The 23,474-nt window shown below is 68.7% G+C and carries 20 protein-coding genes; 5 read left to right on the top strand and 15 right to left on the bottom strand.

Going from position 1 to position 23,474, the window contains the following annotated elements; genetic code table 11:
• Positions 1-7: 7 nt before the first annotated feature.
• Genes DIE23_RS30715 through DIE23_RS30745 form a run of 7 tightly spaced genes read right to left on the bottom strand, consistent with a single transcriptional unit; the run spans position 8 to position 7,226 of the window.
• The gene (locus DIE23_RS30715) at positions 8-1,072 is read right to left on the bottom strand and encodes a 2-aminoethylphosphonate aminotransferase (RefSeq protein WP_124615556.1); all 1,065 of its coding nucleotides are present in this window, start codon (positions 1,070-1,072) and stop codon (positions 8-10) included.
• Positions 1,072-2,253 carry a phosphonopyruvate decarboxylase gene (aepY, locus tag DIE23_RS30720; RefSeq protein ID WP_124615557.1) on the bottom strand — a complete coding sequence of 394 codons (1,182 nt, stop codon included), beginning with the start codon at positions 2,251-2,253 and terminating at the stop codon, positions 1,072-1,074. The genes DIE23_RS30715 and aepY overlap by 1 nt, the downstream gene beginning before the upstream one ends.
• Positions 2,250-3,935, bottom strand: a complete 1,686-nt coding sequence (gene aepX / locus DIE23_RS30725; protein ID WP_124615558.1) for a phosphoenolpyruvate mutase — start codon at positions 3,933-3,935, stop codon at positions 2,250-2,252. The genes aepY and aepX overlap by 4 nt, the downstream gene beginning before the upstream one ends.
• Entirely contained in the window at positions 3,932-4,699 is a 768-nt protein-coding gene (locus DIE23_RS30730; protein ID WP_124615559.1) for an NTP transferase domain-containing protein, read from the bottom strand. Before DIE23_RS30730 ends, aepX begins: the two co-directional genes overlap by 4 nt.
• Positions 4,700-4,735: 36 nt before the next feature.
• On the bottom strand, positions 4,736-5,737 hold the full coding sequence (locus tag DIE23_RS30735) for an HpnL family protein (RefSeq protein WP_124615560.1): 1,002 nt from the start codon (positions 5,735-5,737) through the stop codon (positions 4,736-4,738).
• Positions 5,734-6,543, bottom strand: coding sequence for a 2OG-Fe(II) oxygenase (locus tag DIE23_RS30740; protein ID WP_124615561.1), 810 nt, complete (start codon positions 6,541-6,543; stop codon positions 5,734-5,736). The genes DIE23_RS30735 and DIE23_RS30740 overlap by 4 nt, the downstream gene beginning before the upstream one ends.
• Complete coding sequence (locus DIE23_RS30745; RefSeq protein WP_124615562.1) at positions 6,540-7,226, bottom strand: CDP-alcohol phosphatidyltransferase family protein; 687 nt, start codon at positions 7,224-7,226, stop codon at positions 6,540-6,542. Before DIE23_RS30745 ends, DIE23_RS30740 begins: the two co-directional genes overlap by 4 nt.
• 642 nt (positions 7,227-7,868) lie before the next feature.
• Here DIE23_RS30745 and DIE23_RS30750 point away from each other — a divergent pair.
• Positions 7,869-9,383: an acetyl-CoA hydrolase/transferase family protein gene (locus tag DIE23_RS30750; RefSeq protein ID WP_124615563.1), complete on the top strand. Its 1,515-nt coding sequence runs from the start codon at positions 7,869-7,871 to the stop codon at positions 9,381-9,383.
• Positions 9,384-9,420: 37 nt separating this feature from the next.
• Here the strand turns inward: DIE23_RS30750 and DIE23_RS30755 are convergent, their stop codons facing one another.
• Entirely contained in the window at positions 9,421-10,953 is a 1,533-nt protein-coding gene (locus DIE23_RS30755) for a DHA2 family efflux MFS transporter permease subunit (RefSeq protein WP_124615564.1), read from the bottom strand.
• 134 nt (positions 10,954-11,087) lie between these two features.
• Between DIE23_RS30755 and DIE23_RS30760 the strand changes: the two genes are divergently transcribed.
• Positions 11,088-11,528: a MarR family winged helix-turn-helix transcriptional regulator gene (locus DIE23_RS30760; protein ID WP_124615565.1), complete on the top strand. Its 441-nt coding sequence runs from the start codon at positions 11,088-11,090 to the stop codon at positions 11,526-11,528.
• Between the two features lie 178 nt (positions 11,529-11,706).
• The gene (locus tag DIE23_RS30765; RefSeq protein ID WP_124615566.1) at positions 11,707-12,132 is read left to right on the top strand and encodes a helix-turn-helix domain-containing protein; all 426 of its coding nucleotides are present in this window, start codon (positions 11,707-11,709) and stop codon (positions 12,130-12,132) included.
• Between the two features lie 86 nt (positions 12,133-12,218).
• On the opposite strand, the gene DIE23_RS30770 is transcribed toward DIE23_RS30765, so the two are convergent.
• Positions 12,219-13,097 (bottom strand): helix-hairpin-helix domain-containing protein, encoded by an 879-nt coding sequence (locus DIE23_RS30770; RefSeq protein ID WP_124615567.1) that lies wholly within the window; start codon positions 13,095-13,097, stop codon positions 12,219-12,221.
• A 185-nt stretch (positions 13,098-13,282) separates the two neighbouring features.
• Entirely contained in the window at positions 13,283-14,845 is a 1,563-nt protein-coding gene (locus DIE23_RS30775; protein ID WP_124615568.1) for a sigma-70 family RNA polymerase sigma factor, read from the bottom strand.
• Positions 14,846-15,157: 312 nt separating this feature from the next.
• Between DIE23_RS30775 and DIE23_RS30780 the strand changes: the two genes are divergently transcribed.
• Both DIE23_RS30780 and DIE23_RS30785 read left to right on the top strand, forming a co-directional pair.
• A complete protein-coding gene (locus DIE23_RS30780) occupies positions 15,158-15,592 on the top strand; it encodes a hypothetical protein (RefSeq protein WP_124615569.1) in 435 nt (144 codons plus the stop codon).
• A 33-nt stretch (positions 15,593-15,625) separates the two neighbouring features.
• Positions 15,626-16,432 (top strand): SH3 domain-containing protein, encoded by an 807-nt coding sequence (locus tag DIE23_RS30785; RefSeq protein WP_124615570.1) that lies wholly within the window; start codon positions 15,626-15,628, stop codon positions 16,430-16,432.
• Positions 16,433-16,528: 96 nt separating this feature from the next.
• Here the strand turns inward: DIE23_RS30785 and ilvD are convergent, their stop codons facing one another.
• The 5 genes from ilvD to DIE23_RS40460 form a co-directional block, all read right to left on the bottom strand.
• Positions 16,529-18,388, bottom strand: coding sequence for a dihydroxy-acid dehydratase (gene ilvD / locus DIE23_RS30790; protein WP_124615571.1), 1,860 nt, complete (start codon positions 18,386-18,388; stop codon positions 16,529-16,531).
• Positions 18,389-18,654: 266 nt separating this feature from the next.
• Complete coding sequence (locus DIE23_RS30795) at positions 18,655-19,677, bottom strand: Ldh family oxidoreductase (protein ID WP_124615572.1); 1,023 nt, start codon at positions 19,675-19,677, stop codon at positions 18,655-18,657.
• Complete coding sequence (locus DIE23_RS30800) at positions 19,670-21,262, bottom strand: aldehyde dehydrogenase (NADP(+)) (RefSeq protein WP_124615573.1); 1,593 nt, start codon at positions 21,260-21,262, stop codon at positions 19,670-19,672. Before DIE23_RS30800 ends, DIE23_RS30795 begins: the two co-directional genes overlap by 8 nt.
• A gap of 71 nt (positions 21,263-21,333) precedes the next feature.
• Entirely contained in the window at positions 21,334-22,959 is a 1,626-nt protein-coding gene (locus tag DIE23_RS30805) for an APC family permease (protein WP_124615574.1), read from the bottom strand.
• A gap of 232 nt (positions 22,960-23,191) precedes the next feature.
• Positions 23,192-23,314: a hypothetical protein gene (locus DIE23_RS40460; RefSeq protein WP_260436216.1), complete on the bottom strand. Its 123-nt coding sequence runs from the start codon at positions 23,312-23,314 to the stop codon at positions 23,192-23,194.
• Between the last annotated feature and the right edge of the window lie 160 nt (positions 23,315-23,474).

The following is a 23,474-nucleotide window of genomic DNA, read 5'->3' on the forward strand; positions in this document are numbered from 1 at the left end:
CGAGAGCTTACCGCGTCAGCTCCGTAAACCCCTCCAGCAGCCGCTCGACATCAGCCGCCTGGATCGCCCCCATCGTCGAAATCCGGAACAGTTCCTTCGACAACCCGCCTTGCCCCGCATAGATCACGAAGCCACGCGTCTTCAACCCGTCGTGCAGCGTCTCGTACGTGACACCTTGCGGCAGCCGATACGCGCGCAGCACGACCGACGACGCGCCTTCCGGCAGCACGAGCGGCATTCCGCGCGCCGCGAGCCCGGCCTGCGCCTGATCGGCGAGCGCCTTGTAATGCGCATGCCGCGCGCGCCAGCCACCGGCCTCATCGAATTCACGCAGCGCCTCGACAAGCGCATAGTACGCATGCACGGAAGGCGTAAACGGCGTATTCCGCTGATCCTGCAGCTTCGCGAGCCGGCCGAGATCGAGGTAGTACGTACGGCTCGCGGCCATCGCGAGCGCGCTGCGACGCACGATCACGAACGCCGCGCCCGGCACGCCGTGCAGGCACTTGTTCGCGGTCGCGGCGACCGCGTCGATCACGCCGCCGGCGAAGTCGATCGCTTCGGCGCCGAAGCTGCTGACGCCGTCGACGAGCATTTTCACGCCGCGTGCACGGCAGACCTCGGCGATCGTGCCGAGGTCATTCAACCGGCCGGTCGTCGTTTCATGATGAATCACCGCGACGTGCGAATAGCCGCCCGCGTCGAGCCGGGCGGCGATCTGCGCGAGATCGGGTGCCTGCATCCATTCATGCTTCAGCACGTCGTGCGCGATGCCGTACTGCGTCGCAATCTGCGTAATCCGCTCGCCGTACACGCCGTTCTCGATCACGAGCAGCTTGCCGTCCTGCGGCACGAGCGCCGCGATCATGCTTTCGACGGCGGCGGTGCCCGAGCCCGTCATCAGCACGGCGGCCCATTCGGCCGGATCGAGTTCGTATGCGGCGACGAGGCGCGCACGCGCTTCATCCTGCAGATCGAAGAATTCGCTTTCGCGATGGCACAGGTCGGGTTGCAGCAGGCTGCGGCGCACGCGTTCGGTCAGCGTTACCGGGCCGGGGTTCAGCAGCAGCATCAATGAGCTCCTTCGGCATGGGCTTCAGCCCGTGCGGCGCCGATATGCCGCATCAGGCGGGTCTTGACCTCGACCGGCGTGACGGTCGGGCGGGGCAGGCCGTCGGGCACGCCCGTGCGGATCGCAATACGCACGAACTGCGTACCGTCGGCTTGCGCGGCAAGCGTCGCATCGAGCACGTCGAGCGTGTCGCCTTCGACGGCCGACGCATAGCCGCATGCGGCCGCGACGCCCGCGAACGACACATGCTGCGACACGGTCGCCTGGCCGCCCGTCGATTCGTGCGCGCCGTTGTCGAGCAGCACGTGCGTGAGATTGGACGGACCGTAGGTGCCGAGCGTCGCGAACACGCCCATCCGCATCAGCGCGGCGCCGTCGCCGTCGACAGCCACCACGCGCAGGTCGGGGCGCGCGAGCGCGAGACCCAGCGCGAGCGGCGTCACGCAGCCCATCGAGCCGACCATGTACAGCTGGTTCGGGCGGTCGTCGATCGCATAGAGTTCGCGGCCGCAGAAGCCGGTCGACGCGAGCACGACGGTCGAATCGACCGGCGTGTGCGCGATCACGCGCTGCAGCGCGTCGTGACGGGTCGGCCACGCGGCGGGCGCTTCGGCGCGTGCCGCCGACTGCGCGGCGACATGCGCGCGCGGTGCCGCCGCCGGGTTCGCCTTCAGCTCATACGGCGCGACGCTGCCTTTCTGCATCACGAGCGCGTACGGGCGGCCCGTCGCGTCCATGTGCGCGATCGCGCGGTCGAGTGCCGGGCCGACCTGTTCGGGGTCGGTCGGGAACGTCTCCCACGGGATCTCCATCGTGTCGAGCATCGCCGGCGTGATGGGCCCCATCAGCGCATGCTGCGGCTCGTCGGGCACGCCCGGCTGGCCGCGCCACGTGACGATCAGCAGCTGCGGCAGCCGGAACGTCCAGGTCAGCGACGTGAGCGGGCTCACCGCATTCCCGAGCCCCGAGTTCTGCATCATCGCGATCCCGCGCTTGCCACCGAGCGTGGCGCCGGCGATCAGCGCGACCGCGTCGCCTTCGTTCGCGGCCGACAGGTAGTGCAGCGTCGGGTCCTGCAGCACGTAGTTGATGAACGGCGTCAGGTACGAGCAGGGCACGCCCGCGTACCAGTCGAAGCCGCGTTCGCGCGCGGCCTCGACGAACTGGGCCGCTTCGATCATCGCGCGCTCCCGTTGCCGGCGCCCGGCTCGGACAGCGGCGTCTGGCCGTGCGCGAAATCGCCCGCGCGGCGGAAGTCTTCCAGATCGTTGACGCCGCGCCAGTGGCCGTGCACGTACTGCACCTCGATCTTCTCGCCGGCGGCGATCAGTTCGTTGAGTAGCGACGGGATGTCGAGCGTGTCGAAATCGGGGCGTGCCTGCAGCGTCGCGAGCATCGCCTTCAGGCGGTCGACGCCTGCGCCGCGCACGTTCAGCAGGCCGATCCAGCGGCCGTGCGGCGTGCCTGCGGCGACGTCGCTCGACACGCGTTGCAGATAAGTCTTTTGGCCGAACAAGCCGCGGTCATCGGCAGCCGAGCAGAGCGCGAAATCGCGCACGCTCTGGTTGGTCTCCGTGAGCGACGAATCGACGACGACGCTGAACTCGGCCTCGCTCTCCGCGAGGTCGCGCAAGATGTAGCTGCGGAACAGCAGGTCGCCGTACGAGATCACGGTGTCGCCGGTCAGGCGCTCGGCCGCGCACGCGAGCGACGCGAGTTCGCCCGTCTGCGCATGGCGCTCGTTGACGACGAGCTTGATGCCCGACGTGTCGATCGCGTCGGCGCGATAGCCGCCGACCACGGTGATGTCGTTTACGCCATGCTTCTTGAAGCCGTCGACGAGCCAGCGCAGCAGCGGCTTGCCGGCGACCGGCAGCATGACCTTGGGCTTATCCTCGGTGACGGCCTCGAGCCCCTTGCCGCGGCTTGCGGCGAGCACGATCGCGGCGTTCGACGCGCGCGACGACGACGACAGGTAGATGCGCTCGGCCGCCGAGTATTCGTCGGCATCCTGCAGGCGGAAGATCTCGTTGACCGATGCGACGCGGTCCTCGACGTTGATCAGCGTTTCGTTCTCGTGGATCTCGCGCGCGGTTGCCTGCATCGCGGATGCCGATGCGCGGATCAGGTGGTTCGCCCAGATCACGGTGCTGATGCCGGCCTGGCGGAATACGTCGGTCGGCGTGCTGTAGTACTTGGTCGGCACGATCACGAGCGGCGCCTTGCCGCTCCATTCGCGCGCGAACTGCAGGATCTCGTCCGGGCGCGACAGCTTGCTGTGGATCAGGATCGCGTCGGCGCCGGCTTCCGCATATGCGTTCGCGCGGCGCAGCGCCTCGTCCATCCCCCAGCCCGCGATCAGCGCCTCGACGCGCGCGACGATCGAGAAGTCGGGATCGCTCTGCGAATCCTTGCCGGCCTTGATCTTGCCGCAGAATTCGTCGATCTCGGCGAGCGGCTGGCGTTCGCCGTCGATGAAGCTGTTCGTCTTCGGGAACTGCTTGTCCTCGATGCACACGCCGGCGATGCCGCGCTGCTCGAGCTTCTTCACGAGGCGGCGCACGTTGTTGAAGTTGCCGTAGCCGGTGTCGCCGTCGAGCAGGATCGGCAGGTCGCTCGCGTCGGCCATGAACTCGAGCACGTCGACGACTTGCGTCCAGCTCGCTTCGTTGTTGTCGCGCACGCCGAACTGCGCGGAGATCGCGAGGCCCGATGCCCAGATCCCCTTGAAGCCGGCTTCGCGAACGATGCGCGCGGACAGGCCGTTGTGCGCTTCCATCAGGAATTCGAGGTCGCTGCTGACGAGCATGCGGCGCAGGCGTGCGCTGCGCGATTCGGAGAAGTTGGGTTCGCGTGCGTTCATCGCGCGGCTCCTGCGGTGGTGCGTTGAATCAGGGGGAGAATCTCTTGCGTGGCACGCGCGACGTCGTTCGGGAAGTCGATCTCGATCCACGGCAAACTCGTGACGTCGGCGACGTCGAACGAATGGCCGCCTTCGAGCAGCAGGTCGCGCACGGCTTCCTCATGCGGCATGTTCGCGCGGCCGCTGTCGACGTAGCCCGCGACGATCGTAGCGAGACGGCGCGCGGTGCCTTCGGTGAAGCGGAAGAAGCCGACCGACTCGCCGATCGTGTCGTACTCGAGGTCGACCGCGAGCTGCTTGCGCAGTTCGACCGGTACGCCGTTCTTCAGGCACAGCTTGACGGGTTCATCACCGGCCTCGAAGTCGCGATCGATCAGCAGGCGGTCGACCGACTGGTCCGCATCGGCGACCAGCGCGTGCAGGATGTTCTCGTCGTACAGCACGTCCGCGTCCATCAGCAGCACGTCGCCGCCGCGCGTCATCGCATCGGCGACGGTGTGCACGGTCAGCACGCTGCCGAGGTCGTAGCGCTCGTTCAGCACGATCTCGGCGGTGCGGCCGAGGCGCTTCAGTTCCTGCTCGACCTTCGCGGACTGGAAGCCGAGCCCGAGCACGATGTCATCGACGCCGGCGGCGTCGAGCACGCGCAGATGGCGCTCGAGCAGCGACACGTCGTCGAAGCGCAGCAGGCACTTCGGGAATTGCGCCTCGGGCGGTTGTTGCAGGCGCAAGCCGAGGCCTGCCGCAAGAATGATGGCTCGCATGGGTTCTCCAACCAAAAAGCCGGCGGATCTGAACGATCAGTCGGCGAGCGGCTGCGGCGCACGGCGCCGCTGCCAGTTTCTTTCACTGAAATGCAGATAGAGCAGGCCGGGCAGGCCGAGCGCGAGTTCGCGCGCACGCTTCGCGAGCGACAGCGCGAGCGCCGCGTCGGGCGGCAGGCCGACCAGTGGCGCGAGCAGCAGGTAACCGCCTTCCTGTGCGCCGAGCGAGCCCGGGATCGCGAACGCCGCACCGCGAATCGCCTGGCCGACGCTCTCGAGCAGCAGCGCGTCGAGCCAGCTGACCGGGTGCCCGAGGAAGTGCAGCGCGAGCCACACTTCGGCGGTGCCGACGATCCAGCCGACGAGGCTCAATGCGAAGGTCTTCGCGACCTTCGCGCGATCGCGGTACAGCGCGCCGACCGCGTCGTCGATCGCGTCCGCGCGGGTCGCCAGCGACGACCAGTCGCGCGGGCCGAGCAGCTTCGACGCGAGACGCAGCCCGCGGCCGAACAGCCCGCGCCGCTGCGCCGCGTAGAACGCGACGGCGAGGGCGCCGAGCACGCCGGTGGCGATCAGCGCCGGCGTGCGCAGGTGAGCGACCGACTCGTGCGTCGCATACAGGCTGAACGTGGCGATGCCGATCAGCGCGAACGCCATCTGCGCGAGCGCCTGCATCGTCGTGCTGACGGTGACGGCGGCGGCCGCATCGGCCATCCGCGTGCCGCGCTGCGCAAGGTGGCGCACCATCAGCACCGGGCCGCCGATCTGCCCGGCGGGCAGCAGGCTGTTCACCGATTCGCCGACCCAGCGCGCGCGCAGCGCGTCGCCGAGTTCGGCGCCGGGCTGGCCGCGGCGGAACATCACCGAGATCGCCAGCGCGTCGATCACGAGCGGCACGACATGGAACGCCGCGACGAGCGCGAGGCCCCAGCCGGCCGCGAGGAACGTCGACGCGACCGCGCCGACACCCTGCCAGGCGAGCAGGGCGACGAACAGTGCCGTTCCGAGGGACAGCAGGATCAGGCCGGCGCGTGTCATGACCCGGTCGACCGTCGTGTGGCCAGTTGCTTGAACACCTGGCGGAAGCCGAAATATGCGATCGCGTCCTTCATGTTCGAGATGAAGCGCTTCCACGGCCGCATGCCGGGATTGGTCACGTATTCGAACGTCAGCGACACGCGCGTCTCGTTCTGGCCGAGCGGCGTGATGCGATGGCGCAGCTTGTCGCCGTCGAAGAGCACGATGCCGCCGTCGGCGATCTGCACGGAGCCCGGTTCGTCGGGCACGTCCGGATTGCGCGTGTGCAGCTCGTAGTCGAGCCGGCACGACGATTCGTCGATCACGCCGATCAGCAGCGTGTAGCGGCGGCCGTCGTAGTAAGACGTGTCGTAGTGCCAGCCGATGTGGTCGCCCGGCTTCGTGTAGTAATACAGCGCGTACGCATGCGGATCGTTGTCCGGCGACAGCATCAGCTTGTCGCCCGTGATCTTCTCGAGGAAGCCGATCAGCGCTTTCGAGCGATACAGCTCGGCGATGTACGGCGCCTGCTCGTCGATCGTGTGCCGGCTCACGCTGCCGCCCTGCTTGTGGCCGGGCAGGTAATTGCGGTTCAGGCCGGCCTGCATCGCGCGGGCGGCGGCCGCGAGCTTCGCGTGCGCGTCGGGCGGCAGGAATGCGTCGAGGTACAGGAACGACCCCTGGCGCGCGTAGTCGCCGCGCAGGCGGTCGAGGTCGAGACGGCCGACGCAGTCGGCCACTGTGTGATCGGGATCGGCCGCTACCGCGCGCGCAGGCGCGGGGCGTGCCGGGCTCAGCACGGAGTCGTCGCGCGTGCTCGGAGTCATTTGGAAGCCTGGATTTCGGTTGAATTCTGCGGATGCGGAAGGTCGCCGCGGCGGACGATGCGCCACCAGTCGATCACGACCCACGCGGCGAACAGCGGGGCGCCGATCGATGCCGCGAGCAGGAACGGCTGGACGCCGTCGACGAGCGTCACGATCGGCAGCAGGTAGAGCACGTCTTCCGTTTCGAAGCCGCCGGCGAAAGCCTGCTTGGTGCCGGCCTTGCCGGCGATCGATTCGATCCGCATGCGCAGGAAGAAGATCAGCGCGACGGCCGCGCCGGCCACCGCCCCGAGCAGCACCGGCGACGCGGCCATCTGGCCGCCCTGGGCGACGATGCCGAGGCCCATGCTGACGAACAGCGCGACCGTCACGAGCGCGTCGGCCGCGAGGTCGTAAAAGTGACCGATCTTGCTGGACTTGCCGCTGATGCGCGCGAGTTCGCCGTCGGTGTGGTCGACGAAGTTCGACAGCACGATCAGGAATGCCCCTGCGTTGATCCAGCCGAAGCCGCCTTGCGCGAGGCACCAGGCGCCGGCGAGGCCGATCAGCAGACGAAGGGTAGTGAGGTGATTCGGGGTGACCGGCGTGTCGATCAGCGGTCGGACAAGCGAGCGCGCGAGCCGCGCATCCCAGGTGCGTGGCAGGGGCGGTTCGGAACGTGTGGCGGTTTTTCTTTGGTCCATCGGCGAAATATATACGGAATTGTAATTTGTTGCTTTTTATTCGATCAATGTCCTGACATACGGGAGTGTTACCGCGCATTCCGGGCATCGGTCGGTTGCAAACCGGATGCGCGAAACGGCGTTCGCGCAGGCGGACCTCACCTGATCCAGTGTGGTTCGCATCACGCGGCTGTCAAGGGCGGACGAGCCTCGCGCGTGGGCCCGGCGGCGATTCGCGCACGTCGACGGGTTGATGTGCATCAGGCCGGAAACGGCGGTGCCGGGTGACAATCGGCCGCGGCGATCGCCGATCGGCCATTGCATGCGGATTCCCTGCGTTTACGCGGTCAATCCGGAAAGGTATCGGTTGATTGACGTTCAGCCGTTCGTAATCTTCGAGCCGAAAATTGGCGGTTTGCTTTCGCGTGCCTTTCGACTGCATTCGACGTCGACGCCGCGACCTGTCACAGAACGGCCGTTCGATACCCGGTGCATTCAGCAAGTATCTTTTGCATCCGGCGGACATTTCGCGGCGATGGCCTCTGCGATACTCGGACCACGCCCGTGGTGCCGGGCCGCCCCTCGCGGCCCCAAGGGCTTCGCGTCGCTCAGGAGACACCCCCCGCGACGTCAACGACAGACCAAAGCGTCAGATAACCAGCCATGTCTTCTTCACGCATCCTCGCTCCCGCCCTGCGTTCGCTCGTCCGCACCGCCGACGAAGCCGCCGCGCTGATCCGTCCCGGCATGACCGTCGCGATGAGCGGCTTCACCGGTTCCGGCTATCCGAAGGCCGTGCCGGCCGCGCTCGCCGCCCACATCGACGCCGCCCACGCGCGCGGCGAGGACTTCCGGATCAACGTGCTGACGGGCGCATCGACCGCGCCGGAACTCGACGGCGCGCTCGCCCGCACCAACGGCATCTCGATGCGCCTGCCGTACCAGTCCGACCCGACGCTGCGCGACAAGATCAACAACGGCGAAGTCGACTATCAGGACGTCCACCTCAGCCACGTCGCGCAATACGCATGGTTCGGGCTGTACGGCGACCTCGACGTCGCGATCGTCGAAGTCGCGGGCATTCGCGAGGACGGGCTGCTGATTCCGTCCGCATCGATCGGCAACAACAAGACGTGGCTCGAGCGGGCGAAGCACGTGATTCTCGAAGTCAACTCGCGCCAGCCGCTCGGCCTCGACGGGATGCACGACGTCTATTACGGCACCGCGCTGCCGCCGCACCGCAAGCCTATTCCGCTGACGAAAAGCGACGACCGGATCGGCGAGCCGTACCTGCGCTGCCCGGCCGACAAGATCGTCGCGATCGTCGAGACCGACGCGCCGGACCGCAGCAACGCGTTCTCCGCACCCGACGCCACGTCGAAGCAGATCGCGCTGCAACTGATCGACTTCCTGCGCCACGAAGTGAAGCGCGGCCGCCTGCCGGAAAACCTGCTGCCGCTGCAGTCGGGCGTCGGCAACATCACGAACGCGGTGCTCGCGGAACTGAGCTCGGCCGGCTTCTCGAACCTGACCGCGTACACCGAGGTGATCCAGGACGGCATGCTCGACCTGCTCGACGACGGCACGCTGAGCTTCGCGTCGGCCACGGCGCTGTCGCTGAGCCCGGTCGCCGTGCAGCGCTTCGCCGACGAGATCGCGACGTTCCGCGAAAAGATCCTGCTGCGCCCGCAGGAGATCAGCAACCATCCGGAACTCGTGCGCCGCCTCGGCTGCATCGCGATGAACGGGATGATCGAGGCCGACATCTACGGCAACGTGAACTCGACGCACGTGATGGGCACGAAGATCCAGAACGGCATCGGCGGCTCGGGCGACTTCGCGCGCAACGGCTACCTGTCGTGCTTCATGTCGGCCAGCACCGCGAAGGGCGGCGCGATCTCGCGGATCGTGCCGATGGCGAGCCACGTCGACCATACCGAGCACGACGTCGCGGTGGTCGTCACCGAGCAGGGGCTCGCGGACCTGCGCGGCCTGTCGCCGAAGCAGCGCGCGCGCAAGATCATCGCGACCTGCGCGCATCCCGACTATCGCCCGATGCTCGAGGACTACTTCGAGCGCGCGTCGCGCGAGAGCTTCGGGAAGCACACGCCGCACCTGCTCGCCGAGGCGCTGTCGTGGCACGAGCGCTATGTGCGCACCGGGACGATGAAGGCCTGACGTTGCGGCCCGCGACGGGCGTATGCCCGTCGCATCGTCAATCCATCGCCGCGTGCGCGACGTCGACGCTCGCCGTTTTCTGCGGCGGGCGGATCAGCAGCAACAGCGGGATCATCAGCAGCGTCGCGACGAACATCAGCTTGAAGTCGTTCAGGTACGCGATCATCGCGGCCTGCTGGTTGATCGTGCGGTCGAGCAGCGCGATGTCGAGGTGGCTGCCGGCCATCGCCTGCACGGCCGGGTCGAACGGCGTGATGTGGGTCACGAGGTTGGCATGCGCGACCTGCGTGTTGCGCGTCATCAGCGTCTGCACGATCGAGATGCCGATACTGCTTCCGATGTTGCGCATCAGGCTGTAGGTGGCCGTGCCGTCCGCGCGCAACTCGGGCTGCAGCGTCGAGAACGACAGCGCGCTCAGCGGCACGAACACGAGCCCCAGCCCGAAGCCCTGGACCACCCCGGGCCACACGATGTCCGCCTCGGACAGCACGATCGTGTACTGCATCATCTGCCACAGCGCGAGCGCGGAAATCGCCAGCCCGGCGAACAGCAGCGCCCGCGCGTCCACGTACTTCAGCAATCGCCCGACGAACAGCATCGCGATCATCGTGCCCGCGCCGCTCGGCGCGGTGACGAGGCCCGTCGTCGCGACGGGATAGCCCATCAGGTTCTGCAGCATCGGCGGCAACAGCGCACGCGTCGCGTACAGCACCGCGCCGACGACGAAGATGAACAGCGTGCCGGTCGCGAAGTTCGGGTCGCGCAGCAACTCCGACTTGAAGAACGACGCCTTGCCGACGGTCGCCGTATGCACGAGGAAGAACGCGAAGCTCAGGGCCGCGACGAGCGCCTCGATGCGAATTTCGTACGAACCGAACCAGTCGAGCTGTTCGCCGCGGTCGAGCATCGCCTGGAACGCGCCGATCGCGAGTGCGAGCGTCGCGAAGCCGAACGCGTCGAATTTCACGTGCGGGCGCGGCGCGCGCGCGGGCAGGAAGGTCAGCACGCCGGCCAGTGCGAACGCGCCGATCGGCACGTTGATGAAGAACACCCAGCGCCAGTTGTAGCTGTCGGTGAGCCAGCCGCCGAGCGTCGGGCCGAGGATCGGACCGACCATCACGCCCATCCCCCAGATCGCCATTGCCTGACCCTGCTTCTCGCGCGGGTTGATGTCGAGCAGGATCGACTGCGACAGCGGCACCAGCGCGGCGCCGAACACGCCCTGCAGCAGCCGCGCGCCGACGATCTGCACGAGCGACTCGGACAGCCCGCAGAGCGCGGACGCGATCGTGAAGCCCGCGATCGAGATCGTCAGCAGCCGTTTCATGCTGAGCCGGTCGGACAGCCAGCCGGTCAGCGGCGTCGCGATCGCCGCGGCGACGATGTAGGAGGTCAGCACCCAGGTGATCTCGTCCTGCGACGCGGACAGCGTGCCCTGCATGTGCGGCAACGCGACGTTCGCGATCGTGCTGTCGAGCGTCTGGATCAGCGTCGCGAGCATGATCGACAGGGTCAGCATCGGCCGATTGAGGGCGGGCGGCGAGGCGGGGGCGTCGGCGGCGGGATTCAAGCGGGTGTCTCCGTGGGGCGGTCGCCGTGGGCGGCGATCCGGTATCACTCGAATTATAAGCACGCTTATTATAGCCGTGCTCATCGCCTGGCCCGAGCCGCGGGTCATTCGCGGCCTGCCCCTATAATCGCCGCATGGACAAGACTTACGAGAACCGGATCGGCTACCTGATTTCCGACGTGGCCCGCCTGCAGGGACGCCTGTTCGACCGGCGCGCGAAGCGCATCGGACTGACGCGCGCGCAAAGCCGCGTGCTCGCGTACCTGACGTGGAAGGGCGAGATGAATCAGGCGCGGCTCGCGGAATGGCTCGAGATCACGCCGATCTCGCTGACGCGGCTGCTCGACCGGATGGAAAGCTGCGGGTGGATCGAACGCATCGCGAACGACGACGATCGCCGCGCGTTCGTGATCCGGCTGACCGACAAGTCGCGCGCCATCTTTCCGCAGATGCTGGAAGTGGGCGACACCGTCACCGACGACGGGCTGCGCGGCTTCACGCGCGACGAGCGCGACACGCTCGTGCGCCTGCTCGGGCGTGTGCGCCACAACCTGATCGAAAGCGGCGGCGAATGATGCGGGCGCGGGTTCGCCGCCGCTGCGTCGTCCGGCAGCAGCGGGGCGGCCGCGGTTACGGCGGGGTGGTCCGGCGTGTCGGGAGTCGAGCCGGTTTCGGTGGGGGCATGGCGGTCCACGCTTGTGTCGAAGGAATCGGGCAGCTATCTTGCAACTTCAAGTTCACTTGAGATCAAGCATGAGCCGTCTGGACATCGCCGATGTCGCGCGCCGCTCGGGATTGCCCGCGTCGACGCTGCGCTACTACGAGGAAAAGGGATTGATCGTGCCGAACGGCCGTCACGGGCTGCGGCGCCAGTACGACGAGTCGGTGCTCGAGCGCCTGGCGCTGATCGCGCTCGGCCGCGAGGCCGGCTTTTCGCTGGACGACATCCTCGCGATGTTCGGCGCGGACGGCCGGCCCGCGATCGACCGCGCGAAACTCGACGACAAGGCCGACGAGCTCGACCGTACGATCCGCCGTCTCGGCGCGGTGCGCGATGCATTGCGGCATGCGGCCGTGTGCCCGGCGCCGAGTCATCTCGAGTGTCCGTCGTTCCGCAAGCTGCTGCGCATCGCGGCGCATCGTCATCCGGCACGCCGCACGAAGACGGAAGGCGCGTAGGCGGTCAAGCGGTTCGGTTTGCCGGAACGTGGTGCTCGAGTGTGCGGCGAGGCGGCCGTACCGCGGCGGCTAGCACCCCGAGCGCATCATCCCGCGTAATACACGCGGCACTCCATTTCGCGTCCGCGCACGACGCGCTTGCCGACGAGCGAGCCGAGCGTTTCGGTGACGACCGTCCTCTGGTACTCGCATTGCAGCGCATCGTAGAAGTAGAGCGCGACCCAGTCCGCGGTGCGGGTGGACTCCTGCGGGCGCACGGGATACGGGCTCAGCGCGGTGAAATGCCAGCCGCCTTTCGTCATGTGCATGACGGGCGGCTGAATGCTCAGGTCTGCGTTCAGCCGACGCGACACGAGCGTGGGCAGGGTGCCGGCGGCGGCCTTGCTGCGGTACAGGCGGTCGATGTAAAGCAGCAGCTCGACGGGCGGTTCCGTGCCGAGATCGGCGTCGCGCACATGGCCTTGCCAGCGCCGGCGCCGGCTCAGCACGTCGTCGAGCGCCGCGCGGATGCCGGCCGCGCGACGCGGGCCGACGCCCGCGATCGCTTCGAGCTGGCCGCTGCGGGCCGCGCGTTCGAGATCCTCGAGCGTATCGATGTGCAACTGGTCGTGAATCCGCAGCGCGAGCGCGTGGCCGATGCCCGGCACGGCCTCGAAGGCGGACGCGCGCTCCGCGTCGCCGCGCAGCCGGTCGAGCAGGCGCCAGCGTCCGGTCACCAGCAATTCGGCGATCGCCTGCGCGACGCCGGTGCCAACCTCCGGCAGTGCGCCGAGCGCATCGACACCGCCCGCGTCGAACCGTGTGCGGATGGCGTCGTCGAGCGACTCGATCGTGTCGGCCGACGCGCGGTAGGCGGCAACCCGATAGGGATTCGCCCCCTGGTCGGCAAGCAATTGCGCGGCTTCGCGCAGGCAGGCCGCGATTTGCCGGTTTTCCTCGTGTGTTTGGCCGATGGTCGTTTGCATGTGCGGAGCCCGGAGATGTGCAAACGGAACGGACACGGCGTGCAATGCGCCGGTCCAGCTTTTATTTCATCACATTGTCATGGCAAGCGACGAACAAAACTTGATGTGAGTCAATGGCAAACGTTGCACCGGCGGAACCGGGCCGCGCGCGTTCGTGCCGTGCTGCAGCACGAACGCGCGACCGGTTACGCGTCGAGGAACGACTGCGCGCCCTCGGCCTCCGCGGCCGTGCGCAGCGTGGCGAGCGCGCGCTTCTCGATCTGTCGCACGCGTTCTCGCGACATGCCCGCGTCCTGCGCGATCGCGTCATAGGTGTCGGGCTCGGCGCCGCCGAGGCCGAACCGCCGGCGCAGCACGTCGGCCTCGGCCGGCGTGACCGAGCGCAGCAGCGACGTCACGCATTCGCGCATGCGCGTGTCCGCCAGCCGCTCGAACGGGCTTGCCGATGCCTGGTCCTCGATCAGGTCGACGAGGCCGGTGTCCGCGTCGGGCAGCGGCGTGTCGAGCGACAGCGGCTCGGCAGGGAGCGCGAGTACCGCGCGCAGCTTGTCCTCGGCGAGCCCGGTTTCGGCCGCTAGCTCGGCCGGCGTCGCGCGCCGGCCCGTGCGCTGGTGGAAGCGCCGCGCATGCCGCTGCACGCGCTGGTGCTGGTCGCCGACGTGCACGGGCACGCGGATCGTGCGCGAGCGGTCGGCCACCGCACGCGCGACCGCTTGCCGGATCCACCAGGTCGCGTAGGTCGAGAACTTGAAGCCGCGCCGGTATTCGAACTTCTCGATCGCGCGCATCAGGCCGAGGCAGCCGTCCTGCACGAGGTCGGGCAGGTCGACGCCGCGGTTCATGTACTTGCGCGCGATCGACAGCACGAGCCGCAGGTTCGCCTCGAGCATCGCGCGCGTACCGTCGCGCACCTTCTGCTGGCCGTCGCTCAGGGCGGCGCCGAGCGCACGCCGTGCGACCGTGTCGAAGCACGCGGCGTCGGTGCCGGCGGCGGCGTCCGTCGCGGCGTCGACCGGTGCGGCGGCGAGCGCGCGCACCACGCGGCTTGCGTCGTCGACGGCCGGCGCAACCCACGCGAGCGAACCGAGCAGCGCGGCCAGGCGGTTGCGTGCGTCGCGGTACTCGGCCGAGCGGCAGCCCGGTGCGTGCAATGCGCCGCGCACGGCCGTCACCGCGTCCTGCAGCAGGTCGTAGCGCGCAGCGGCCGGCGTGCCGCCATCGCCGTCGTCGACGTCATCGCCCTCGTTGGCGGCCGCGCCGGTTGCACCCGTTGCGCCATGGCGCGCGAGCAGCGCCTCCACGGCCGCCGGACAGCCGGCGAGCGCGTGCAGGATCTGATGGCGACCCGTTTCGATCTCGCGGGCAAGCACGATTTCGTCCTCGCGCTTGAGCAGCGGCACCGCATGGATGCGCCGCATGTAGAGCGCGAGCGGATCGGTCGATGCGCTCGCGCCGCGGGCGAGATCGCCGAGCAGCGCGCGGCCCTCGTCGAGCGTGTCGCGATCGACGTCGACCGGTGCCGCGCCCGCGAACGGCACCGGCGCGGCCGGCTCGTCGAGCACGGCGATGCCGATGTCCGCGAGCGCGGCGCGCACGACGTCCAGCGCGTCGGGGCTGTCGCTTTCCGGCGGCAGCGCGTCGACGAGGTCGGCGTGCGTCAGATAACCCTGTTCGCCGGCAAGCGCCAGCAGCTGGATGATCGGATCGAGGGGCGTGTCCGCCCGAAGCGTGGGGCGTGGCGTAGTCATGTCGATGGCGGCGTGAGCCGCGTTCCTGTCTGGGCGGGGCGAAGTCCGCGGGTTTCGGAGGCCGCCGGGGGCCGCGAACGCCCGTCCGCGCCGGCCAGCCTGACTCGATGTTCAAGTTGAGGGCATTTGCGCCAACTTCAACGTCGGCACGGCTGAAGCGCGAGCATGGGGCATACCTGCGCGGTCGCGACCCCTGCATTCGATCCGGGGAAACAAAAAGTAACCGATCAAACCCGCAGAAATATGCAGGGGACGTAAGCTAGAGTCAGGCGCGCGCCACGCGGCGACGCGCGGATTGCTGCGGAGCATGAAATGAACCCGATTCCCGCCGCGAGGCCTGCCGTCATGGCGCTGGCCATGCTTGCGCTGAGCGGCTGCTATTACACGGGCCCGTACGGCTATGCACCGTATTACGCACCCGTGCCTGCCACGGTGTCGCAGCGCGAGATCCCGGTGGCGCCGGCAAACGCCGGGCCGGCCGTCCCGTCGACATCCGCGGTGCCAGCCGTGCCGCCGCCGGCGGACGATTACGCGTACGTGCCGGCTCCGGTGTATGCCGCGCCGGCCTACGTGCCTTACCCGGCCTACTATCCCGCGTATTACCCGGGCTGGTACGGGCCGCCCGTCACGATCGGCCTCGGTTTCTGGGGTCATTGGGGAGGCGGCTACCGGGGCGGGTACTGGCACCGTCCATGGGGCGGCGGCCACTGGGGAGGCGGACATGGGGGCGGGGGCCATCGACACTGACCGACGCGCGGCGGCACCGCGCGGGAGAGCAACATGAGCAATACGATCATCCGAAGTCTGTGCGTCGTCCTGTTCGGCATCGCCGCGGTACCGGGCATCGCCGACGCGCAAAGCAGTGCCTACACGAACTCCGGGGCCGATATCTATGCGGGGCCGGCGCCCGATTATCCGGTCGTCGCGCAGGTGCCGCCCGGCACAGCACTCGACGTGTTCGGCTGCCTGAGCGACTACTCGTGGTGCGACGTCGCGCTGCCGGGCGTGCGCGGCTGGATCGACGCGGAGCAACTCGACTATCCGTACCAGGGCAGTTACGTGCCGTTGCTCGAATACGGCGCGATCATCGGCGTGCCGGTGACCGGGTTCGCGATCGGCGCGTACTGGGATCGCTACTACCGCCACCGGCCGTGGTTTCACGATCGCGACCGCTGGGAGCGTCGTGCCGAGCCGCGTGTCGGCCCCGGCGGGATGCCGCCGGCCTACGGGCGCCCGCAGCCGGGCGGGCCGGTTCAGCACGCGCCGGGCGGTGAGCCGCACGAGCGGCATGATGCCCGGCCGTCGGCCACGCGCGGCGGCTGGAACGGCCCGAACCGCGCGCCGGCGCCACAGGTCGCACCGGCACCCGCGCCGATGCCTGGCGCGGGCGGCAATGCGCGTCCGCCGGCGGCCGTCGCGCGTCCGGCGCCCGAGCAGGGCGGCGGCGCGGTGACCCGCATGATGCCGCCGCAGGCGAATCCGGGCGGCGGCGGGTACGGTGCACGGCAGCAAGGTGGGGGAAACGATGGGGGAGGCCACGGCGGTGGCGGCGGCGGTGACCGTCGCAGCGACGAGTATCGTCGCTGAGCGCGCGACAATTCGGCGTGCCATCGACGAAAAAAAGCCGCTCCGGAGAGCGGCTTTTCGATCGGGCGGGCCGTTCGCGCGGCCCCTCGCCCGGCGTCAGTCTTCGAGCAGCGACAGGTCGCGCACGGCGCCCTTGTCGGCCGACATCACCAGCTTCGCATAGGCCTTCAGCGCCGCGGACACCTTGCGCGGGCGCGGTTGCGCCGGTTTCCAGCCCTTCGCGTTCTGCTCTTCGCGGCGACGCGCGAGTTCCTCGTCCGAAACCAGTACGTCGATCGTGCGGTTCGGGATGTCGATGCGGATCTTGTCGCCGTCGCGAACGAGGCCGATCGCGCCGCCCGCTGCCGCTTCCGGCGAGCAATGACCGATCGACAGCCCCGACGTGCCGCCCGAGAAGCGGCCGTCCGTCAGCAGCGCGCATGCCTTGCCGAGGCCCTTCGACTTGATGTAGCTCGTCGGGTACAGCATTTCCTGCATGCCCGGGCCGCCCTTCGGGCCTTCGTAGCGCACGATCACCACGTCGCCGGCCTTGACCTTGTCGTTCAGGATGTTCTCGACTGCTTCGTCCTGCGATTCGGTCACGTGAGCCGAGCCCTCGAACACGAGGATGCTTTCATCGACGCCGGCCGTCTTCACCACGCAGCCGTCGAGCGCGATGTTGCCGGTCAGCACCGCGAGGCCGCCTTCCTTCGAGAACGCATGCTCGTACGAACGGATGCAGCCTTCGGCGCGGTCGAGGTCGAGGCTCGGCCAGCGCGTGTCCTGGCTGAACGCGACCTGCGTCGGGATGCCGGCCGGGCCGGCCAGGTAGAACGTGCGGACCGCCGCGTCTTCCGTGCGGACGATATCCCACTGGTCGAGCGCATCCTTCAGCGTCGGCGCGTGCACGGTCGGCACGTCGGTGTGCAGCTTGCCGGCGCGGTCGAGCTCGCCGAGGATCGCCATGATGCCGCCCGCGCGGTGCACGTCCTCGATGTGGTACTTGTTCGTGTTCGGCGCGACCTTGCACAGCTGCGGCACGATGCGCGACAGGCGATCGATGTCCTTCATCGTGAAGTCGATGCCGGCTTCCTGCGCGATCGCCAGCAGGTGCAGGATCGTGTTCGTCGAGCCGCCCATCGCGATATCGAGCGTCATTGCGTTCTCGAACGCCTTGAAGCCGACCGAGCGCGGCAGCAAGCGCATGTCGTCCTGCTCGTAGTGCTGGCGGGTCAGCTCGACGATGCGGCGGCCGGCGCGCTTGAACAGCTGTTCGCGATCGGCGTGCGTGGCCACCACCGTGCCGTTGCCGGGCAGCGACAGGCCGAGCGCCTCAGTCAGGCAGTTCATCGAGTTGGCGGTGAACATGCCCGAGCACGAACCGCAGGTCGGGCACGCCGAGCGTTCGACTTCGGCGACGTCGGCGTCCGAATACGACTGGTCGGCCGCGATCACCATCGCGTCGACGAGGTCGAGCTTCTTCAGTTCGACGGTCTTGGTGACCGGGTTCGCGAGACGCGTCTTGCCGGCTTCCATCGGGCCGCCCGACACGAAGATCACCGGAATGTTGAGGCGCATCGCGGCCATCAGCATCCCCGGCGTGATCTTGTCGCAGTTCGAGATGCATACCATCGCGTCCGCGCAGTGCGCGTTCACCATGTATTCGACCGAGTCGGCGATGATGTCGCGGCTCGGCAGCGAGTAGAGCATGCCGTCATGGCCCATCGCGATGCCGTCGTCGACGGCGATCGTGTTGAATTCCTTCGCGACGCCGCCGGCGGCCTCGATCTCGCGCGCGACGAGCTGGCCGAGATCCTTCAGGTGCACGTGCCCGGGCACGAACTGCGTGAACGAGTTGACGACCGCGATGATCGGCTTCGAGAAATCGTCGTCTTTCATGCCGGTGGCGCGCCACAGCGAGCGCGCACCTGCCATGTTGCGGCCGGCGGTGGAGGTTTTGGAACGGTATGTGGGCATGGTGATGGCTGAAGAAATATCGCGGAAAAGGGTGGAGGCACGGGAATAAAGGCCTCTCGCGCGCCCGTGCGAACAACCTCTTGAGCTGCGCCCTGGGCAAACTTGGCGATTATCCCACAGCCGCCGGGCGTGCGGCGCCCGCGGGAGCGGGCGAGCGGCGCGGGCGGTGCGCCGCGCAGGGGGCGCGGAGGACATCGTCGGCCGAACCGGACGGCGGCTTCATCGCCCGTCCTGCCGGCGATGAAGCCGCCGTCCGGGATCGCGCGTCAGTCGAGCAGCGTCAGGATTTCGTCGTACAGCGCCTTCGGAATCCGCACGCCGTGCGCGATGCTGCGCGCGCGGGCGTCGAAGCGCCGTTGCGACGGCAGCCGCGCGCCTTGCCCGGTGATCGACGCGAACATCCGTTCGCCGCGCGCGAGGCCCGCGTCGAGTTCGTCGCCGAGGAACACCTGCGGGTCGAACGCGATCACGAGTTCGCCATGGCACGGCGTCGCGCCGACGCCTTCGTCGAAGTCCATCGACTCCTGGCTCGTCATGTCGCCGATCAGCGCGCCGCCGAGCAACTCGACCATCGCCGCGAGCGCCGAGCCCTTGTGGCCGCCGAAGGTGCGCATCGCGCCCTGCAGCGCGGCCTTCGGATCGGTGGTCGGCTGGCCGTCGGCATCGATCGCCCAGTGCGGCGGGATCGCCTTGCCCTGTTTCGCGTGCAGCTCGATGTCGCCGCGCGCGATCGCGCTGGTCGCGAAGTCGAACACGAACGGCACGCCGTCCGGGCGCGGCCACGCGAACGCGATGGGGTTCGTGCCGAACACCGGTTCGCGGCCGCCTTCCGGCGCGACCCAGCTGTGGCTCGGGTTCATCGCGATGCCGACCAGCCCCTCGGCGGCGATCGCCTCGACCTCGGGCCACAGTGCCGAGAAGTGGTAGCAGCGGTTGATCGCCATCGCGGCGATCCCGTGCTGCTTCGCCATCTCGACGAGCACCGGCAGGCCGGTCTCGAAGCTCAGCAGCGAGAAGCCGCGATGCGCGTCGACCGCGACGATCGACGACGACAGCCGGCGCAGCGTCGGCACGGCCTGCGGATCGACCTTGCCCTTCTTCAGCGAACGTACGCACACGAGCAGCCGGTACACGCCGTGCGAGTGGCACTCGTCGCGCTGGCCTTGCGTGATCACGCGGGCGATCGCCTGCGCGTGCGCATCGGACATCCCGTGGTGCGTCAGCACCCGCAGCGCGAGCGCGTGCACCTCATCGAGCGACAGGACGACTTCGGCGAGCGGCTCAGACATTGCGCGCTTCCCGCGGCGCGGGCACGCCGTCGATGCGTTGCGGCACATTCAGCGGGTTGCCGTTTCGGATGGCGTCGGGCAGCAGCGCGTCCGGCACGTCCTGGTACGACACGGGGCGCAGGAAACGCTCGATCGCGCGTGCGCCGACCGACGTGGTGCGCGTGTCGGACGTGGCCGGGAACGGGCCGCCGTGGACCATCGCATGACCGACCTCGACGCCGGTGCCGAAGCCGTTGACGAGAATGCGGCCGGCCTTGCGCTCGAGCGTCGGGCGCAGCGCGGCGAACAGCGCGGCGTCGCCGTCGGCGAGATGCGCGGCGATCGTCAGTTGGCCTTCGAGCGACTTCAGCACGCGATGCAGCGTGTCGGCGTCCGGGCAGCGCACGATCAGCGACGCGGGGCCGAACACTTCGTCACGCAGTTCGGGGTGGGCGATGAACGCGTCCGCCGACGTCACGAACAGCGCCGCGCGCGCCTGGTAGCGGCCGCCTTCCACGCCTTCCGCCAGCAGCTCGACCGCGTCATGCGCGCGCAGGGCGGCCACGCCTTGCGCATAGCTCGCGTGGATGTGCGGCGTCAGCATCGTCTGCGCGGCGGTCGCTTGCACGGCGGTGGCCGCCGCGGCTTCGAACGCGCGCAGCGCGGGGCCGTCGACCGCGAGCACGAGGCCCGGGTTCGTGCAGAACTGGCCGGCGCCGAGGGCGAGCGATGCAACGAACTGCGGCGCGATCGTGTCGTGACGCGCGTCGAGCGCGGCCGGGAACAGCAGCACCGGGTTGATCGAGCTCATTTCCGCATAGACCGGAATCGGCTCGTGGCGCGCGGCCGCGATGTTCATCAACGCGACGCCGCCGCGGCGCGAGCCCGTGAACCCGACGGCCTTGATGCGCGGATCGGCGACGAGCGCCTGGCCGATGTCGCGCGATGTGTCGAACAGCAGCGAGAACACGCCGGCCGGCAGCCCGCATTCGCGCACGGCCTGCTGGATCGCGCGGCCGACGAGCTCGGACGTGCCCGGGTGTGCGGAGTGTGCCTTGACGATCACCGGGCAACCGGCCGCAAGTGCCGATGCGGTATCGCCGCCCGCGACCGAGAACGCGAGCGGGAAGTTCGACGCGCCGAACACGGCGACCGGCCCGATCGCGACGTTGCGCAGGCGCAGATCGACGCGCGGCAGCGGCTTGCGGTCCGGGCGGGCCGGATCGATGCGCGCATCGACGTAACCGCCGTCGCGCACGAGCGACGCGAACAGCGCGAGCTGGCCGACCGTGCGGCCGCGTTCGCCTTCGATGCGTGCGCGCGGCAGGCCGGTTTCGGTGACGCAGCGTTCGATCAGGTCGTCGCCGAGCGCCATGATGTTGCGGCCGATCGCGTCGAGAAACGCGGCGCGTTGCTCGGGGCGCGTTTCGCGATACGTGTCGAATGCTTCGTCGGCGAGCGCGCAGGCCGTCTCCAGGTCGTGCAGGCTCGCGCCGCCGAACGCGGGTTCGAGCGGTTCGCCGGTCGCGGCGGCGATCGCGTGAAGGGTGCCGTTCTGTCCGGCGATGGCCGACTGGCCGATCAGGAGCTGACCTGTGAGTTGCATGGTTCTTCCTCGGAAAATGCGGGGCCGGGCGTGGTGCGCCCGGCCGGAGTGGAAAGGGGAAAGCGGGTGCGTCAGTCTTCGTCGTCTTCGAGCTGCAGCTTGTCGGACCGGATGCCGGTATTGGCGCCCCAGTAGAAGATGACGAGCGCGACGGCCGCGACGACGACCGTGTCGTACGGATGCGCGAGCTGGCCCGTGCCGCCGAAGCCGCCGAAGTACGACAGCACGATCATGGCCGCGTAGAACGCGATCAGCCACGCGGACGAACGCACCTGCTCGGCGAGGCTCAGGTGTGCGGTCGGCACCCAGCGGCGGCACGCGAGATAGACGACGAACATCACGATCTGCAGGCCGAGCAGCCAGGACACCGTGCCCCAGCCCGACCAGTAGACGATCAGCGCGGCGATCACGAACGACGCGGGGCCGGTGATGCCGAACGCCACCGCGCGGAACGGCCGCGGCAGGTCGGGCGCGGTGCGGCGCAGTGCGGCGACCGACACGGGCGCGACGGCATAGCTCAGCACGAGCGCGGCCGACACGATGTTGATCAGCGCTTCCCACGACGGGAACGGCATCGTCCAGAAGATCGCGAGGCCGAACGTGAGCCACAGGCCCGCGCGCGGGATGCCCGATGCTTCGTCGACGCGCGTGAACACCTTGAAGAACGTGCCCGTCTTCGCCCAGCCGTACACGACGCGCGGCGTCGCGTTCATGTAGATGTTGCCGCAGCCGCTCGGCGAGATCATCGCGTCGGCCACCACCATCACTGCAAGCCAGCCCACGCCGAGCGCGAGCGCGATGTCGCGGTACGGCAGCGAGAAGGCCTTGCTCACGTCGTGCCAGCCGGCGGCGAGCATGTCGGTCGGGATGCTGCCGATGAACGCGAGCTGCAGCAGCACGTAGATCAGCGTGGACAGCAGGATCGACAGGATCAGCGCGATCGGGATCGTGCGCTGCGGATCGCGCACTTCGCTCGCGACCGACACGATCGGCGTGAGGCCGAGGTACGCGAAGATGATGCCGCCGGCCGACACGGCCATCTCGATGCCCGGCATGCCGAACGGCGCGAAGCCGTGCGCGGTCAGGTTGGCGGGCTTGAAGAACGTGAACAGCACCGCGATCACCGACAGCGGCACGATGAACTTGAAGATGCTGATGATGTTGTTCGCCTTCGCGAACGTCTTCACGCTCGAGTAGTTCAGGTAAAAGAAGAAGCACAGCAGCGCGGCCTGCACGAGCCAGCCGAGCGTCGTCGGGTCGCTCGATCCGGCTTTGGTGAGGCCGGGGAACCACGCGGCCGCGTACTGGCGCGCGGCGACCACTTCGATCGCGATCAGGCTCGAGAACGCGATCAGCGTGATGAAGCCCATCAGGTAGCCGAGCAGCGGGCCGTGCGAGAACACCGGGTAGCGGACCACGCCGCCCGCGCGCGGCAGCGCGGCGCCGAGCTCGCAGTAGACGATGCCGAGCAGCAGCACCGCGAAGCCGCCGAGGAGCCACGAGAAGATGCCGGCCGGGCCGGCGATCGTCGACACGTGGCTCGCGGCGAACAGCCACCCCGAACCGAAGATTGCCCCGAGACCGATGAACGTCAGGTCGGTCAGCGACAACTGCTTCTTGAACTTGCCGTGACCGCCGTCGGCGGGCACGGAACGGGAAAGCGGGACGGACGGGTGTGTGTTGCCTTGGCCTGGCATGGGTTTGTCTCCTGGGAAATATCGGGGCAGGTGTGGCTTGCGCCGCGCTCCGGCGGCGCAACTGCGCACACCTGCCGGCCGGCGTGCGACCGGTTCGAACGACCGGGGCGGGCCGAGGGCCGTTCGTGCGCAGCGCGGACTGGCGTTGCAGCGAACGGGCCCGCGCGGGCCATGCCGAACCGGAAGTGGCGATGCGACGGGGGGAGGCCGTTGCACCGCCGGGGGAAATCGGTCAGCGGTTCGCCCGGTTCTGTTCGGCGCGGTGCGCGGCGTCGAAAGCGATGGAAGCGCCCGGTGCGAACCGGTTGCTGAGGGCGGGGATAACTCCGGTCCGCTGGATGGCGTTTCGGCTCACTGCAATCTCCTGCTTCGTATCGACCGACGACAGGTGCGTCGACGTGCAACCAGTATCGCCGTGCAAACACCCGTCACGCTTGAGCCGTATCGCGGAGCAGAATGACGAAATCGGCACAGTGGCCGGAAGGGCCGCGAACGGCGTTTCGCACTATGCCGAT

This window comes from Burkholderia sp. Bp9143 (genome assembly GCF_003853645.1).
Lineage (GTDB): Bacteria > Pseudomonadota > Gammaproteobacteria > Burkholderiales > Burkholderiaceae > Burkholderia.